The organism is Candidatus Fusobacterium pullicola (assembly GCA_018883725.1).
GTDB classification, from domain to species: Bacteria; Fusobacteriota; Fusobacteriia; order Fusobacteriales; family Fusobacteriaceae; genus Fusobacterium_A; species Fusobacterium_A pullicola.
In genome coordinates, this window is record JAHLFN010000011.1 from 21,012 (window position 1) to 35,246 (window position 14,235).

29 protein-coding genes are annotated in these 14,235 nt (G+C 33.4%); all 29 read right to left on the reverse strand.

Annotated elements, in window-relative coordinates; genetic code table 11:
* Positions 1 to 49: 49 nt before the first annotated feature.
* Entirely contained in the window at positions 50 to 406 is a 357-nt protein-coding gene (gene rpsM / locus IAA47_00810) for a 30S ribosomal protein S13 (protein ID MBU3841537.1), read from the reverse strand.
* 174 nt (positions 407 to 580) lie between these two features.
* Positions 581 to 694: a 50S ribosomal protein L36 gene (gene rpmJ / locus IAA47_00815; GenBank protein ID MBU3841538.1), complete on the reverse strand. Its 114-nt coding sequence runs from the start codon at positions 692 to 694 to the stop codon at positions 581 to 583.
* Between the two features lie 22 nt (positions 695 to 716).
* Positions 717 to 938, reverse strand: a complete 222-nt coding sequence (gene infA, locus IAA47_00820) for a translation initiation factor IF-1 (protein MBU3841539.1) — start codon at positions 936 to 938, stop codon at positions 717 to 719.
* A 100-nt stretch (positions 939 to 1,038) separates the two neighbouring features.
* Positions 1,039 to 1,803 carry a type I methionyl aminopeptidase gene (gene map / locus IAA47_00825; protein MBU3841540.1) on the reverse strand — a complete coding sequence of 255 codons (765 nt, stop codon included), beginning with the start codon at positions 1,801 to 1,803 and terminating at the stop codon, positions 1,039 to 1,041.
* 26 nt (positions 1,804 to 1,829) lie between these two features.
* The gene (locus tag IAA47_00830) at positions 1,830 to 2,471 is read right to left on the reverse strand and encodes an adenylate kinase (protein MBU3841541.1); all 642 of its coding nucleotides are present in this window, start codon (positions 2,469 to 2,471) and stop codon (positions 1,830 to 1,832) included.
* Between the two features lie 135 nt (positions 2,472 to 2,606).
* Positions 2,607 to 2,804 carry a cold-shock protein gene (locus IAA47_00835; GenBank protein MBU3841542.1) on the reverse strand — a complete coding sequence of 66 codons (198 nt, stop codon included), beginning with the start codon at positions 2,802 to 2,804 and terminating at the stop codon, positions 2,607 to 2,609.
* A 243-nt stretch (positions 2,805 to 3,047) separates the two neighbouring features.
* Positions 3,048 to 4,328 (reverse strand): preprotein translocase subunit SecY, encoded by a 1,281-nt coding sequence (gene secY, locus IAA47_00840; GenBank protein ID MBU3841543.1) that lies wholly within the window; start codon positions 4,326 to 4,328, stop codon positions 3,048 to 3,050.
* Between the two features lie 40 nt (positions 4,329 to 4,368).
* Positions 4,369 to 4,848: a 50S ribosomal protein L15 gene (rplO, locus tag IAA47_00845; protein MBU3841544.1), complete on the reverse strand. Its 480-nt coding sequence runs from the start codon at positions 4,846 to 4,848 to the stop codon at positions 4,369 to 4,371.
* 1 nt (position 4,849) lies between these two features.
* Positions 4,850 to 5,035 carry a 50S ribosomal protein L30 gene (gene rpmD / locus IAA47_00850; GenBank protein MBU3841545.1) on the reverse strand — a complete coding sequence of 62 codons (186 nt, stop codon included), beginning with the start codon at positions 5,033 to 5,035 and terminating at the stop codon, positions 4,850 to 4,852.
* Positions 5,036 to 5,047: 12 nt separating this feature from the next.
* A complete protein-coding gene (gene rpsE, locus IAA47_00855) occupies positions 5,048 to 5,551 on the reverse strand; it encodes a 30S ribosomal protein S5 (protein ID MBU3841546.1) in 504 nt (167 codons plus the stop codon).
* Between the two features lie 24 nt (positions 5,552 to 5,575).
* The gene (rplR, locus tag IAA47_00860) at positions 5,576 to 5,944 is read right to left on the reverse strand and encodes a 50S ribosomal protein L18 (GenBank protein MBU3841547.1); all 369 of its coding nucleotides are present in this window, start codon (positions 5,942 to 5,944) and stop codon (positions 5,576 to 5,578) included.
* Positions 5,945 to 5,973: 29 nt separating this feature from the next.
* On the reverse strand, positions 5,974 to 6,507 hold the full coding sequence (rplF, locus tag IAA47_00865; GenBank protein ID MBU3841548.1) for a 50S ribosomal protein L6: 534 nt from the start codon (positions 6,505 to 6,507) through the stop codon (positions 5,974 to 5,976).
* A 25-nt stretch (positions 6,508 to 6,532) separates the two neighbouring features.
* The gene (gene rpsH, locus IAA47_00870) at positions 6,533 to 6,928 is read right to left on the reverse strand and encodes a 30S ribosomal protein S8 (GenBank protein ID MBU3841549.1); all 396 of its coding nucleotides are present in this window, start codon (positions 6,926 to 6,928) and stop codon (positions 6,533 to 6,535) included.
* A gap of 26 nt (positions 6,929 to 6,954) precedes the next feature.
* Entirely contained in the window at positions 6,955 to 7,242 is a 288-nt protein-coding gene (rpsN, locus tag IAA47_00875; protein MBU3841550.1) for a 30S ribosomal protein S14, read from the reverse strand.
* A gap of 22 nt (positions 7,243 to 7,264) precedes the next feature.
* The gene (gene rplE, locus IAA47_00880) at positions 7,265 to 7,816 is read right to left on the reverse strand and encodes a 50S ribosomal protein L5 (GenBank protein ID MBU3841551.1); all 552 of its coding nucleotides are present in this window, start codon (positions 7,814 to 7,816) and stop codon (positions 7,265 to 7,267) included.
* Positions 7,817 to 7,834: 18 nt separating this feature from the next.
* Positions 7,835 to 8,176, reverse strand: coding sequence for a 50S ribosomal protein L24 (gene rplX, locus IAA47_00885; GenBank protein MBU3841552.1), 342 nt, complete (start codon positions 8,174 to 8,176; stop codon positions 7,835 to 7,837).
* Between the two features lie 24 nt (positions 8,177 to 8,200).
* Positions 8,201 to 8,569 carry a 50S ribosomal protein L14 gene (gene rplN, locus IAA47_00890; GenBank protein ID MBU3841553.1) on the reverse strand — a complete coding sequence of 123 codons (369 nt, stop codon included), beginning with the start codon at positions 8,567 to 8,569 and terminating at the stop codon, positions 8,201 to 8,203.
* Between the two features lie 30 nt (positions 8,570 to 8,599).
* On the reverse strand, positions 8,600 to 8,851 hold the full coding sequence (rpsQ, locus tag IAA47_00895) for a 30S ribosomal protein S17 (GenBank protein MBU3841554.1): 252 nt from the start codon (positions 8,849 to 8,851) through the stop codon (positions 8,600 to 8,602).
* A gap of 47 nt (positions 8,852 to 8,898) precedes the next feature.
* Positions 8,899 to 9,081, reverse strand: a complete 183-nt coding sequence (gene rpmC, locus IAA47_00900) for a 50S ribosomal protein L29 (protein ID MBU3841555.1) — start codon at positions 9,079 to 9,081, stop codon at positions 8,899 to 8,901.
* A complete protein-coding gene (gene rplP, locus IAA47_00905; protein MBU3841556.1) occupies positions 9,081 to 9,503 on the reverse strand; it encodes a 50S ribosomal protein L16 in 423 nt (140 codons plus the stop codon). Before rplP ends, rpmC begins: the two co-directional genes overlap by 1 nt.
* A gap of 2 nt (positions 9,504 to 9,505) precedes the next feature.
* Entirely contained in the window at positions 9,506 to 10,162 is a 657-nt protein-coding gene (gene rpsC / locus IAA47_00910) for a 30S ribosomal protein S3 (protein MBU3841557.1), read from the reverse strand.
* Between the two features lie 17 nt (positions 10,163 to 10,179).
* Positions 10,180 to 10,512, reverse strand: coding sequence for a 50S ribosomal protein L22 (gene rplV, locus IAA47_00915; GenBank protein ID MBU3841558.1), 333 nt, complete (start codon positions 10,510 to 10,512; stop codon positions 10,180 to 10,182).
* A 41-nt stretch (positions 10,513 to 10,553) separates the two neighbouring features.
* Positions 10,554 to 10,832, reverse strand: coding sequence for a 30S ribosomal protein S19 (rpsS, locus tag IAA47_00920; GenBank protein ID MBU3841559.1), 279 nt, complete (start codon positions 10,830 to 10,832; stop codon positions 10,554 to 10,556).
* 29 nt (positions 10,833 to 10,861) lie between these two features.
* Positions 10,862 to 11,692: a 50S ribosomal protein L2 gene (gene rplB / locus IAA47_00925; GenBank protein MBU3841560.1), complete on the reverse strand. Its 831-nt coding sequence runs from the start codon at positions 11,690 to 11,692 to the stop codon at positions 10,862 to 10,864.
* Between the two features lie 69 nt (positions 11,693 to 11,761).
* Positions 11,762 to 12,049, reverse strand: coding sequence for a 50S ribosomal protein L23 (gene rplW, locus IAA47_00930; GenBank protein ID MBU3841561.1), 288 nt, complete (start codon positions 12,047 to 12,049; stop codon positions 11,762 to 11,764).
* Complete coding sequence (gene rplD, locus IAA47_00935; protein ID MBU3841562.1) at positions 12,049 to 12,681, reverse strand: 50S ribosomal protein L4; 633 nt, start codon at positions 12,679 to 12,681, stop codon at positions 12,049 to 12,051. The genes rplW and rplD overlap by 1 nt, the downstream gene beginning before the upstream one ends.
* Positions 12,682 to 12,711: 30 nt before the next feature.
* Positions 12,712 to 13,338, reverse strand: a complete 627-nt coding sequence (gene rplC / locus IAA47_00940) for a 50S ribosomal protein L3 (protein ID MBU3841563.1) — start codon at positions 13,336 to 13,338, stop codon at positions 12,712 to 12,714.
* 185 nt (positions 13,339 to 13,523) lie between these two features.
* Positions 13,524 to 13,835, reverse strand: a complete 312-nt coding sequence (gene rpsJ, locus IAA47_00945) for a 30S ribosomal protein S10 (protein MBU3841564.1) — start codon at positions 13,833 to 13,835, stop codon at positions 13,524 to 13,526.
* A 268-nt stretch (positions 13,836 to 14,103) separates the two neighbouring features.
* The coding region (tuf, locus tag IAA47_00950) for an elongation factor Tu (protein ID MBU3841565.1) at positions 14,104 to 14,235 on the reverse strand (132 nt) is incomplete at its 5' end.

A 14,235-nucleotide genomic window follows, 5' to 3' on the forward strand; every position in this document is an offset into this window, starting at 1 on the left:
ACCTCCCTTGCTAAATTATAAAATTCTATAATTCCTCTAAAATACTCGATTACTTTTTAATAGGTTTTTTAGGACCTTTAACTGTTCTTGCGTTAGTTTTTGAACTTTGTCCTCTTACAGGTAGATTCATTTTATGTCTTAATCCTCTGTAACATTTGATATCCATAAGTCTTTTTATAGAAAGTCTTACTTCTTTTCTTAGGTCTCCCTCTACTTTAATAGTTTCTACAATAGCTCTGATTTTGTTTACTTCTTCTTCAGTTAAGTCCTTAACTCTTGTATCAAAGTTAATTCCAGCTTCTGTTAAAACTTTTTGTGAAGTTGGTTTTCCGATTCCGTAAATGTAAGTTAAAGCTATCTCAACTCTTTTATTTCTTGGGATATCTACTCCTGCTATTCTAGCCAAAATTGTTTCCTCCTCTATCGAAAATTTTATATATTTTGCTAGTAATATAAACTAGCTCAATACTTTCGTCGATATGTTCCGTTTCCTAAATTCGGAGATGGCTCTACAGCCAACATATCTTTACAGTACTACATGTCTTAATTGTCGTACTTTTAACAAACTCTCTTTACAAAATTATCCTTGAACTTGTTTGTGTTTAGGGTTTTCACATATAACTCTTACTTTTCCATGTCTCTTGATAACTTTGCACTTGTCACAAATAGGTTTAACTGATACTCTTACTTTCATTCATCTGCCTCCTTTCGTGATATTAATTTTTCTTCCTGTATACGATTCTACCCCTTGACAAGTCATAAGGAGAGATTTGTACAGTTACTACATCTCCAGGTAAAATTTTGATATAATTCATTCTCATTTTACCAGAAATATGGCCTAAAATAGTATGCCCATTCTCTAATTCAACTTTAAACATCGCATTTGGAAGGGCTTCTAAAATAGTACCTTCTAATTCGATAACATCTTTTTTTGACATAATTCCTCCTATCGAACAGAACTTCAAATTATTATAGCATGTAAATTACAAAAAGTCTATAAAAATTATTGTTTTTCTTAAACTTTTTTGATAATTTTTACTAGTCTAATTCACTTAAAATTACTGCTTTCCCATCGATAATTGCAATAGAGTGTTCAAAGTGAGCTGATCTCTTCCCATCTTTTGTTACGACAGTCCATCCATCATCTTTCATATTAAGTTTATATGACCCAACATTAACCATTGGTTCTATTGCAAGTACCATTCCGTTCTCTATTTTAAAACCTCTACCTTTTTTACCAAAATTTGGTACCATAGGCTCTTCATGCATTGAAAGTCCAACTCCATGTCCAGCATAATCTCTTACTACACTAAATCCATTTTTTTCAACATATTGTTGAATTGCATGTCCTATATCACCTAATCTATTTCCAACTACTGCCATCTCAATTCCAATAGCTCTTGATTTTTCAGTAACTTCTAATAGTTTTTTTGACTCTTCATCTATATTTCCTACTGGAAATGTTATAGCTGAATCTCCGTAATATCCATTTAAAACTGTTACTGTATCTATACTTACTATATCTCCATCTTGAAGAACTCTACCATTTGGTACTCCATGAACTACCTCTTCATTTACAGATATACATGTAGCTGCTGGGAAAGCTCCATATGGCCCAGGTACTCCTATACATCCAGGAATAGCTCCTTGACTTCTTATATAGTCTTCAACTATTTTATCCAACTCATATGTTGTTACTCCTGGTTTTATATATTTAGGTAAAATATCGTTATATAGTCTAGCTATTATTTGATTAGACTTTTTTATCTCTTTTATTTGATCTAATGTTTTTATTAATGTCATCTAACAAAATTCCTTTCTAAGTTAAATTATCCTAGAATAGCAAAAATTTCTTGAGTTATAACATCTACCTCTTTAGTTCCATCTATCTCTACTAATAAATTTTTTGATTTATAGAAATCAAATAATGGAGCTGTTTGAGAATGATACTCTCCTAATCTCTTAGTTACTGTTTCTGCATTATCATCTTTTCTTGTAATTAGTTCTGTTCCACAGTAATCACATTTTCCTTCTACTTTTGGAGGGTTAAATTCCACATGGAAAGATGCTCCACAAGCTGGACATACTTTTCTTCCAGTAACTCTTCCAACTATTAATTCATCTGGTACATTTAACGATATAACTTTATCTAATGCTATTCCCATCTCTTTCATTAAAACTTCTAAAGCTTCAGCTTGTGCTAAAGTTCTAGGAAATCCATCTAATATAAATCCTTTTTTACAATCCTCTTGAGATAATCTATCTCTGATTATTCCTATGATTGTTGAATCTGGAACAAGCTTTCCTTCATCCATGAATTTTTTAGCTTCTAATCCCATAGGAGTTCCCTCTTTTATAGCCGCTCTTAAAATATCTCCAGTTGATATTTGAGGTATTCCATATTTCTCTATTAGAAACTTAGCTTGAGTTCCTTTTCCTGCACCCGGTGCACCAAATAACATGATATTCATTATGTTATCATCTCCTTAAAACGTTTTGTATTACTTATCTATTATACTACACTTTCAAAAAAATTGCACTCATTAATCTTATAAGCAGTAATAAATTTTAATTGAAAATAAAAAAAGAGCATCTCTGCTCTAAATTTACTTAACTATTATATTTTCAGCTTGCATTCCCTTAACACCTTTTGTTACTTGGAATTCAACCTCTTCATTCTCTTTAAGTGTTTTAAATCCTTTTTGGTTAATTTGAGAAAAATGTGCAAACACATCTTTTCCATCTTCTCCAGTTATAAATCCAAATCCTTTTTCTTCGTTAAACCATTTTACTGTACCTTTCATTCAAGTACCTCCATTATATTATGTTAGTGTAACTAACTAGTCGTACTATCTTTAAAGAAACAGCTTTTAAAAAAGATCTTTATTAATTTACTTACTTATGTTAACTTTTCACTACATAATTATTATATCATTAATTCACATTAAAGTAAAGCTTTTTATTTTTTATTTTTGAAAACAGTTTGAAGTTAACTAAATTATAAAAATAAAAACACAACTCTTTAGTTGTGTTTTTTATATAAAGCTCTATATAAATCCTTTATATTCTCTCATTACTAAATGAGCATTTATTTGTTGAACTGTATCAATAGCTACCCCTACAACAATTATTATTCCTGTTCCTCCAAAGAAAACTGGAAGTCCTAAAGAAGTAAAAATTGCATAAGGAAGAATTGATATAGCTGCTAAGAAGAAAGCTCCGCCCCAAGTAATTCTTGTAACGACTCCTTCTAAATACTCAACTGTTTCTGTTCCAGGTCTAATACCAGGAATAGTCCCTCCACCTTGCTTTAAGTTATCTGCTACCTTTTCAGGATCAAATACTATAGCAGTATAGAAGAAAGAGAAAAATATAATAACTGCAGCATATATTAACATATATACTGGATGACCTTGACTAAATACCATAGCTAATGTAGTTTTAATTGTATACTCAGATGGAATTGCATTGACAATAGCAGATGGGATCATCATAACTACAGATGCAAAGATCACTGGCATAACTCCAGCACTATTTAATTTTAAAGGAATATATGAGTTTTGACCCATTCCTCCTCTTCCATTAAATCCTTTTCCTACATAGTGAATAGGTATCTTTCTTTGTCCCAGTTGGAAAATAACTATTCCTGCTACTACTAATACTCCAGCTAGAGCTATTAATAATAATACTGGTATTAAGAATTTACTTCCTCTCATACTTTGAATTGTCTGAACAACATTCGATGGTCCTCCAGATATTACATTCAAAAATATTAAAAGAGAAACTCCATTCCCTATTCCTTTAACAGATATCTGCTCTCCAATCCACATTAAGAAAACTGTTCCAGCAGTCAATGTTACTATTGTTGTAAGGAAAAACATAGTTCCTGGAGTAGTTACAAGTCCTACAGATTGTAACCACATACATACTCCAAAAGCCTGTATTATTGCTATTCCAATTGTTAAATATCTAGTCCATTGAGTAATCTTGTTTCTACCAGATTCTCCCTCTTTTTGAATCTCTTCAATCTTAGGAATAATCACGGCTAATAAACTAAATACAATTGATGAGTTAATATAAGGAACTATCCCAAGAGCAAATATAGATACTCTTTTGAAAGCTCCTCCAGAAAACATATTTATATAACCCAATATATCACTTTGTGCTGTCATAGTTGCAAGTCTATCTACATCTACTCCTGGAGCAGGAATATAAGTCCCTACTCTGGCAACTAAAAACATTAACAAGGTGAAGACAATTCTCTCTCTTAACTCAGGAATTTTCATAATGCTACTCAATTTCATATTAAATTTTTCCATTAAAGTCAAAACTAACTTCACCTCGCTTCTAGTCTTAGCAAGTTAAAAATTACTTGTTGTTTTTAGCAACGTCAGCAAAAGTTTTAACTTCTATAATTTCTACAACTCCACCTTTAGCTTCTATAGCAGCTTTAGCAGATGCAGAAACTTTGTGAGCTTTTACAGTTAATTTTTTATCTAAAGTTCCATTTCCTAAAACTTTGATTCCGTCCATCATTTTTCTAACTAATCCAGTTTCGAATAAGATTTCAGGAGTAACTTCAGCTCCATCTTCAAATCTATTTAATAGATCTAATGTGATTATAGCATACTCTTTCTTGAATAATGCGTTAGAGAAACCTCTTTTTGGAACTCTTCTATAGATAGGCATTTGTCCACCTTCGAAGTAAGGTTTTACTCCTCCACCAGCTCTAGACTTTTGTCCGTTGCTTCCTTTTCCAGATGTTTTTCCTAATCCAGAAGATTCTCCTCTTCCAACTCTTTTTCTAGCTTTTCTTGGTACAGAAGGCATTAATTCGTTTAATTTCATATTAAGCTTGCACCTCCTCTACTTTAAGTAAGTAAGAAACTTGAGCTAGTTTTCCTTTTAACTCAGGAGTTTCTACGTGCTCCACAACATCATTCATCTTCTTAAGCCCTAGCGACTTTACAGTTGCTATGTGGTTAGGCTTTCTTCCGATTATGCTTTTTACAAGCTCTATTCTAAGCTTTACCATCTAAATTCCCTCCTAGCTTAAGATATCTTTAACTTCTTTACCTCTTAAAGCAGCGATTTGCTCAGCTGTTCTAAGTGATTTTAAAGCTTCTATTGTAGCTCTAGCAACGTTGTGTTTGTTTCTAGAACCTTTGATTTTTGTTAAAATGTCATGTACTCCAACAAGCTCTAATATTTCTCTTGTTGCAGAACCAGCGATAACTCCAGTTCCTTCGTAAGCTGGTGCCATCCATAAAGTTGTTGCTCCCCATTTTCCTTCAATTTCATGAGGAATAGTAGATCCTTTTAGAGAAACATCTACTAAATTTTTCTTTGCAGAAGAAAGTGCTTTTCTTATAGCATCAGGTACACCATTAGCTTTTCCTAATCCTAATCCAACTCTACCTTCTCCATCTCCAACAGCTGCTAAAACTGAGAAAGATATTGTTCTTCCTCCTTTTGTTGTCTTAGAAACTCTTGATATCTTTAATAATTTTTCTTGATATTGTTTTTCTTCTCTATTTGCTAACTTAGACAAGTGAAATCCTCCTCTCTAATAGAATTAGAAGCTTAATCCAGCTTCTCTAGCTGCCTCAGCAAGAGCTGCTACTCTTCCTGTGTATTTGTATCCTGATCTATCGAATACGATATTAGTTATTCCTTTAGCTGCTGCTCTTTCTGCTAATGCTTTACCAACAGTTTTAGCAGCCTCTACATTTCCACCATTTGCAATATTTGCTTTTAACGCTTTATCAATAGTTGATGCAGAAACTAGAGTTACTCCATTAACATCATCTATTAATTGAGCAAAGATATTGTTGTTTGATCTATATACAGAAAGTCTTGGTCTATCAGCTGTACCAGAAATTTTGTTTCTGATTGATAAATGCTTTCTTGTTCTTACAGCTTGTCTATCTACCTTCTTAAACAACTGTCTTACCTCCTTTTAGTTAAGCTACCTTACGATTTTTTACCTTCTTTTCTTCTAACAACTTCGTCAGAATACTTAACTCCTTTTCCTTTGTATGGCTCAGGAGCTCTTTTAGCTCTTATATCAGCAGCAACTTGTCCTACTACATCTTTCTCGATACCGTCGATGTGGATAGTTGTATTTTTTTCAACTGTGAATGTAATTCCAGCTACTTCATCGATTACAACTGGATGTGAGTATCCTAGTGCTAACTCTAATCCTTTTCCTTTTGCAGCTGCTCTGTATCCAACTCCAACTAGGTTAAGAGTTTTTCTGAATCCTTGAGAAACTCCTACTATCATGTTGTTGATTAGAGCTCTTGTAGTTCCGTGTATAGCTCTTACAGCTGGTAAATCGTTAGGTCTTTCGATAACGATTTCATTTTCTTCTTTTTTTATAGTTAATTCTGAATTAAATTCTCTTGTTAGAGTACCTTTTGGTCCTTTTACAGTAACTACGTTTCCGTTTATTGTTACTTCAACTCCAGAAGGCACTATTATAGGTTTTTTACCTACTCTTGACATTTACTAACACCTCCTAAGTTATTTATTACCAAACAAATGCAAGAATTTCTCCACCTACGTTTTCTCTTCTAGCTACTCTGTCAGTAACAATTCCCTTAGAAGTAGATACGATAGCAATTCCTAATCCTGATAATACTCTTGGCATATCCTCAACTGAAGAATATACTCTTCTTCCAGGTTTAGAGATTCTTTTTATTCCTTTGATAACTCTCTCTTTACCATCATATTTTAAGTAAACTCTTATATTTTTCTTGTTCCCATCAGTCACAACTTTATAGTTAGCTATATACCCTTCTTCTTTTAGGATTTCTGCTAATCTATCTTTTAAATTTGAATGAGGTACATCTACTTTCTCGTGCATTACTGCATTTGCATTTCTGATTCTTGTTAACATATCAGCAATTGGATCTGTTAAATACATCTACGAAAATCCTCCTTCCTATAATATTACCAAGATGATTTTTTAACTCCTGGTATTACTCCAGCTCCTGCAAGCTGTCTGAATTTTACTCTCGAAATTCCAAATTCTCTCATGAATCCTCTTGGTCTTCCGTCTAACTGACATCTATTTCTTTTTCTAACTACAGAAGAGTCTTTTGGAAGTTTGTTTAATTCGAACATTGCTTCCATATCTCCTTCAGCAACTCTCTTCTTTAGTTCAGCTCTTTTTTCAGCATATTTCTCGCATAGTTCAGCTCTTTTAACATCTCTAGCGATCATTGACTTCTTTGCCATTTATTCTTTACCCTCCTCACTATTACTTTTTGAAAGGCATTCCAAACGCCTTAAGTAAAGCTCTTCCTTCTTCATCATTTTTAGCAGAAGAAACGATAGTGATAGACATTCCTAAAAGTTTTTCAACTTTATCAAATTCGATTTCAGGGAATACTAATTGATCTCTTAATCCTAAAGAGTAGTTTCCTCTTCCGTCGAATGAGTTAGCTGAAATTCCTTCGAAGTCTCTTACTCTTGGAAGAACTACATTCACTAATCTATCTAGAAAATCGTACATTCTTTCTTTTCTTAAAGTAACTTTTGCTCCGATTGGCATTCCTTCTCTTAATTTGAATCCTGCTTCAGATTTCTTAGCTTTTCTTACTATTGGTTTTTGTCCAGTGATAATAGTTAGATCTCCCATAGCAGCATCTATTAATTTAGAGTTTTGAGTAGCTTCTCCAACTCCCATATTCACTATTATCTTTTCTAGCTTTGGACATTCCATAACGTTATTTATTCCTAATTCTTTCATTAAAGCTGGAGATATAACGTCGTTATATAATTTATGATATCTAGAAACGTATTTAGACACTTACGTTTTCCTCCCTTCTTATAGAACTTCTCCTGATACTTTTGAGTATCTTACTTTCTTACCATCTACCATTTTGTATCCAACTCTTGTTGGTTTTCCAGCTTTCTCATCGAATAACATTACTTTAGATGAGAATATAGCAGCTGGCTTGCTAACAACTCCACCTTGTGGGTTTATTGGAGTTGGCTTCATATGTTTAGTTACTATGTTTATTCCTTCAACTACAACTTTTCCTTTTTTAGGGAAAACTTTTACAACTTTACCTGTTTTACCTTTATCTTTACCAGATATTACATAAACCATATCTCCAGTTTTTACATGTAAAGTTTCTGGTATAAATTTAATTTTAGGTTTAGCCACGATATTAGCCTCCTCTCTCGATTATTAGATTACTTCTGGAGCTAGAGATAAAATCTTCATGAAGTTTTTAGCTCTTAACTCTCTTGCAACTGGTCCAAATATTCTTGTTGCTTTTGGCTCATTGTTGTTATTGATTATAACTCCTGCGTTATCATCAAATTTGATGTATGATCCATCTTCTCTTCTTAATTCTTTTTTAGTTCTAACTATTACAGCCTTAACTACGTCACCTTTTTTAACGTTTCCACCTGGAATCGCTTCTTTAACAGATGCTACAACGATGTCTCCGATTCTTCCGAATCTCTTTTTAGATCCACCTAGTACTCTGATTATCATTAATTTTTTTGCACCTGAGTTATCAGCAACGTTAAGGATAGTTTGTTGTTGTACCATTAAATTATCCTCCTCTCACAATAATTGGAATTATCTAGCTTTCTCAACAATCTCTACTAGTCTCCATCTTTTATCTCTTGATAATGGTCTAGTTTCCATAATTCTTACTCTATCTCCAGTTTGAGCTACATTATTTTCATCGTGAGCTTTAAACTTAGTAGTGCTTTTTACTCTCTTCTTATAGATTGGGTGTAAAGCCATTGTTTCTATTGCAACAACGATAGTTTTATCCATTTTATCAGAAACAACTATTCCTTCTCTTACTTTTCTTTCGTTTCTCAAGACATTAACCTCCTCTTCCTAAGAATCAATTTATACTATGAATGAGATTATCTTTCATTTAAGATTGTATTTATTCTAGCAATTTCTCTTCTAACTTCTCTGATTTTAGCAGTGTTAGTAAGTTGACCTAATGAAAGTTGGAACTTTAGGTTGAATAACTCTTCCTTAAGCTCTTTACACTTAACAACTAAGTCTTCAGTTGACATTTCTCTTATTTCCTTAGCTCTCATTAGTTTTCACCACCATTCTCTCTTTTTACTATTTTACATCTTACAGGAAGTTTCATAGATGCTTTTCTTAATGCTGCTAAAGCTTTCTCTTCTGTTACTCCAGAAACTTCGAACATTATTCTTCCTGGTAGTACTACTGCTACCCAACCTTCAACGCTTCCTTTACCTTTACCCATTCTCACTCCAGCTGGTCTAGCTGTGATAGGTTTGTCAGGGAATATTCTTATGAAAGTTTTTCCTTCTCTTCTGAATGTTCTGTTGATCGCAACCCTGCACGATTCGATTTGTCTATTTGTTATCCAGTGTGGCTCAAGAGCTTGTAGTCCGTAATCTCCGAATGCTACAGTGTTTCCTCTTTGAGCTGTACCTTTCATTCTACCTCTAAACATTTTTCTATGTTTTGTTCTTTTTGGCATTAACATGACTACGCTTCTCCTCCTTCCCTTTTAGTTGGAAGAACTTCACCATGGAAAACCCATACTTTTATTCCAAGAGCTCCATAAGTTGTGTGAGCTGTTGCTGTTGCATAATCAATATCAGCTCTTAATGTATGTAAAGGAACTTTTCCTTCAACTACCCACTCAGCTCTGGCAATTTCTGCTCCATTTAGTCTTCCTGAAACCATAACTTTGATTCCTTTAGCTCCAGCTCTCATAGCTCTCATTACAGCTTGGCTTACAGCTCTTTTGTATGCTACCCTTTTCTCGATTGAAGTAGCTATATTTTCTGCAACAAGTACAGCATCTTTGTTAAATTCTTTAACTTCTTGTACTTTTACAGTTACTTTCTTTCCAGTTAATTTCTCAAGATTTACTCTTAAGTTATCTATTTCAGCACCTTTTCTTCCGATGATTATTCCCGCTTTAGCTGTGTAAACAAGAACTACTACATTTGAAGGAGAAGTTCTTTCAATTTTTACTTTTGCTATTCCTGCGTGGAAGTAGTTTTTCTTAACATACTCTCTGATTTTTACATCTTCATGGAAGTACTTAGCGTATTCCTTCTTGTCTGCATACCAGTTAGAATCCCAAGATCTTGTAATTCCAAGTCTTAGTCCTCTAGGGTCTACTTTTTGTCCCACAGTCTTACCTCCTTAAACTACTTTTCAGAAACAGCAACAACAATGTGAGCTGTTGGCTTTCTGATTATATCTGCTCTTCCCATAGCTCTAGGCATTATTCTCTTAAGAGCTGGTCCATCATTTATCATAATTGTTGAAACTACTAACTTATCTTCGTCCATTTTGAAGTTGTTAGTTGCATTAGCAATAGCTGATGCTAATGTCTTCTTTATTAATCTAGCTGCTTTTTTATTTGTAAATTCTAGAATATCTAATGCTTCTTGTGCTGATTTTCCTCTCACTAAGTCAGCTACCAATCTAGCTTTTCTAGGAGACATTCTTACGTATCTCGTAATTGCTCTAGCTTCCACTAGTCCAACCTCCTCTTTACTTTCTCAAATATATGCTTAAATTATTTTTTCTTTTTCTTGTCTACTCCGTGTCCGTAGTAAGTTCTAGTTGGTGCAAATTCTCCTAATTTGTGTCCAACCATTTGCTCAGTTACGTGAACAGGGATGTGTTTTTTCCCGTTATATACACCAAAAGTTAATCCAATGAAGTTAGGGAATATTGTTGATCTTCTTGACCAAGTCTTAATAACTGCTTTTAAGTTTCCAGAAGCTACTGCATCTTCAACTTTTTTCATTAAGTGGTGGTCACAGAAAGGTCCTTTTTTTAATGATCTAGCCATTCCTTATTAGCCTCCTCTCGAATTTAGAATTACTTATCGTTTCTTCTTCTTACGATAAACTTATCTGTAGTTTTCTTACCTCTAGTTTTAACACCTAAAGCAGGTTTTCCCCAAGGTGTTAAAGGAGCTTTTCTACCTACAGGATTCTTTCCTTCTCCTCCTCCATGAGGGTGATCAACTGGGTTCATTACAGATCCTCTTACATGAGGTCTTCTACCCATATGTCTGTTTCTTCCAGCTTTACCAATTTGTACTAAGCTATGTTCTGAGTTTCCTACTTCACCGATTGTAGCCATACACTCACCGTGGATTAATCTTAATTCTCCAGATGGTAACTCAACGTGACAGTAAGTTCCTTCTTTTGCAACTAGTCTTGCTGCAGTTCCTGCAGATCTAACTAATTGTCCACCCTTTCCTCTTTGTAGTTCAATATTGTGTATTTGAACCCCAACTGGCATATCTTTTATTTTAAGTGCGTTTCCTGGTTTAATCTCTGCTTGAGATCCTGCCATAACCATGTCACCTTTTTTTAGTCCTTTAGGAGCTAGTATATATCTTTTTTCTCCATCTACGTAGAATAAAAGAGCTATATTAGCTGTTCTATTTGGATCATACTCGATAGATTCTACTCTAGCAGGTATATCTAATTTATTTCTCTTGAAATCGATAATTCTGTAAAGTCTTTTGTGTCCTTTTTGTCTATCTCTACATGTTCTGTGTCCATAGTTGTCTCTTCCATATGCAGATTTTAAAGGTACAGTTAAAGACTTTTCAGGTCTTACATTATCTAAATCCGTATTAACTAATCTAGACATTCCTCTTTGTCCGTTAGTAATAGGTTTCATTTTTCTAATAGCCATTTTTGCTTAACCTCCGAAAAAATTCCTTATTCTCTAGACCTATATATATCTTTAGCCGTTATATATTAATTACACTTCTTTGAAGTAAGTAATTGTGCTTCCTTGTGCTAACTTAACGATAGCCTTCTTTTTAGCTTGAGTTTTGTAAAGTTTCATTCCGTGTCTTTTTACAACTGGTTTAGAGTTTAAAGTAGATACAGATTCAACTTTTACGTTAAATAATTCCTCTACAGCTTTTCTTATTTGAATTTTGTTTGCTTTTGTGTTTACTTCGAAAGTATATTTGTTGTACTCTCTTCTTAACATTTCACTTTTTTCAGTGATAACAGGTCTTTTGATGATATCATAAGCTGTCATTATCCAAGCACCTCCTCTATTGTAGTTAGTGCTTCTCTAGTAAGAATTACTTTCTCTTGTTTTAATAACCAGTAAACTCCTATTTCATTTGGTTGTAATACAACTGCATTTTCTAGGTTTCTTACTGATAAGTATAAGTTGTAATCCTTCATTTCTGCTAAGTCATTTACTACGAATAATTGCTTGTTAGTTGCATTGATTGCATTTGTTAAAGCAACTATTGTTTTTGTTCTTGGAGTTTCGATAGTTCCATCTAAAACTAAGATATCTCCATTAGCAACTTTAGCAGATAAAGCTGATCTTAATGCTAAGTTTCTTACTTTCTTGTTTACTTTTTTCTCGTATGATCTTGGTTGAGGTCCGAATGTTACTCCTCCTCCAACCATGTGAGGAGCTCTGATACTTCCTTGTCTTGCTCTACCAGTTCCCTTTTGTTTGAAAGGTTTTCTTCCTCCTCCTCTAACCATTGCTCTAGTCTTAGTAGCTGCAGTTCCTTGTCTAGCAGCTGCTAATTCTGCAGTTAGTACTTCGTGAAGTACTGCTTGATTAGGCTCAATCCCAAACACTGTATCTTTAACTTCTACAGTTCCAGTTTGAGTTCCTGTCAAGTCATATATGTTTAAAACTGCCATTATTTTCCTCCTTCCACATCTACTAATGAATTATTTTTTTATAGCTGGTTTAACAACTATGTAACTGTTTTTTGATCCAGGTACTGCACCTTTTATTAGTAATAAGTTGTTTTCTGCATCAACTTTTACTACTCTTAGATTTTGAACTGTTACAGTTTCGTTTCCATATTGTCCAGCCATTCTTTTTCCTTTTAATACTTTACCAGGCCAAGTCGACATACCGATAGATCCACCTAATCTGTGGTTTCTAGATACCCCGTGAGAAGCTCTGTTTCCACCGAATCCGTGTCTCTTCATAACTCCTGATGTTCCTTTACCTTTTGAAGTTCCTGTAATATCTACGAACTCTACTCCAGCTAAAACATCAACTTTAATCTCTTGTCCTAATTCATAACCTTCAACTGAGTCTACTCTTAATTCTTTTATGAATCTTTGAGGGTTTACTCCTGCTTTCTTGAAGATTCCCATTACTGGTTTAGTAGTGTTTTTTTCTTTTTTCTCATCAAATCCTAATTGTAGAGCTGTATATCCATCGTTTTCTACAGTTTTCTTTTGTAGTACGAAGTTAGGACCAGCTTCAACAACTGTTACTGGAATGAATTTTCCATCTTCAAAAATTTGAGTCATTCCAATTTTCTTAGCTAAAATTCCTGACATGTTTCTACCTCCATCAAATAATATATTGGTTGACAACTTGACCTCGTGGTTCTACCACCTTGCTTTAAAAAAAGCGCCAACTTGTATTATTCTGTAAGGATAATTTTTTATTCCGATAATCTTCTTATCAAACAAATCAAATTACTCGAAATATAACCTTACAATGTTTTTCTAAAAATCAACTATTAGATTTGTTTGATTTCTATTCCAACACCAGCTGGTAAGTTAACTGCTGTTAACGAAGCTATTGTCTTTTGTGTAGAATTGTTGATCTCAACCATTCTTCTGTGTACTCTCATTTCAAATTGTTCTCTTGAATCCTTGTTTACATGCACTGATCTTAATACAGTGTACTTTCTAATTTTAGTAGGTAATGGCATAGGTCCTGCGATTTCCGCTCCAGACTTTTTAGCAACTTCCGCTATTTTCTTAGCTGATTGATCTAATAAAGTATGATCATAAGCTTTTAAGTAGATTCTTAATTTGTTAGAAGCCATTTATTACTTTACACCTCCTTGAAAATTAACTTTAAGGATTTTCAATATCCTTATACACTTTAAAGAGTATATCATACTTTCCCAAAAAAGAAAAGCTTTTTTTTACAATTTTCTTAAGTTTTTTTGACCCCTCTATTCTTGGGATTTTTACTATAATATATATCTAAAATTTAATATTAAAAACAAAATTTTTTATCAATACACATAATTTGTATTTCTATATAAAAAATATGCCTAGATATATCTAGGCATACAAAAATATTTTCTATTATTTTATGATTTCAGCAACTACTCCTGATGCTACTGTTCTTCCACCTTCTCTGATAGCGAATCTTAATCCTGTTTCCATTGCGATTGGGTGAATTAATTCTACTGTCATTTCGATGTTATCTCCTGGCAT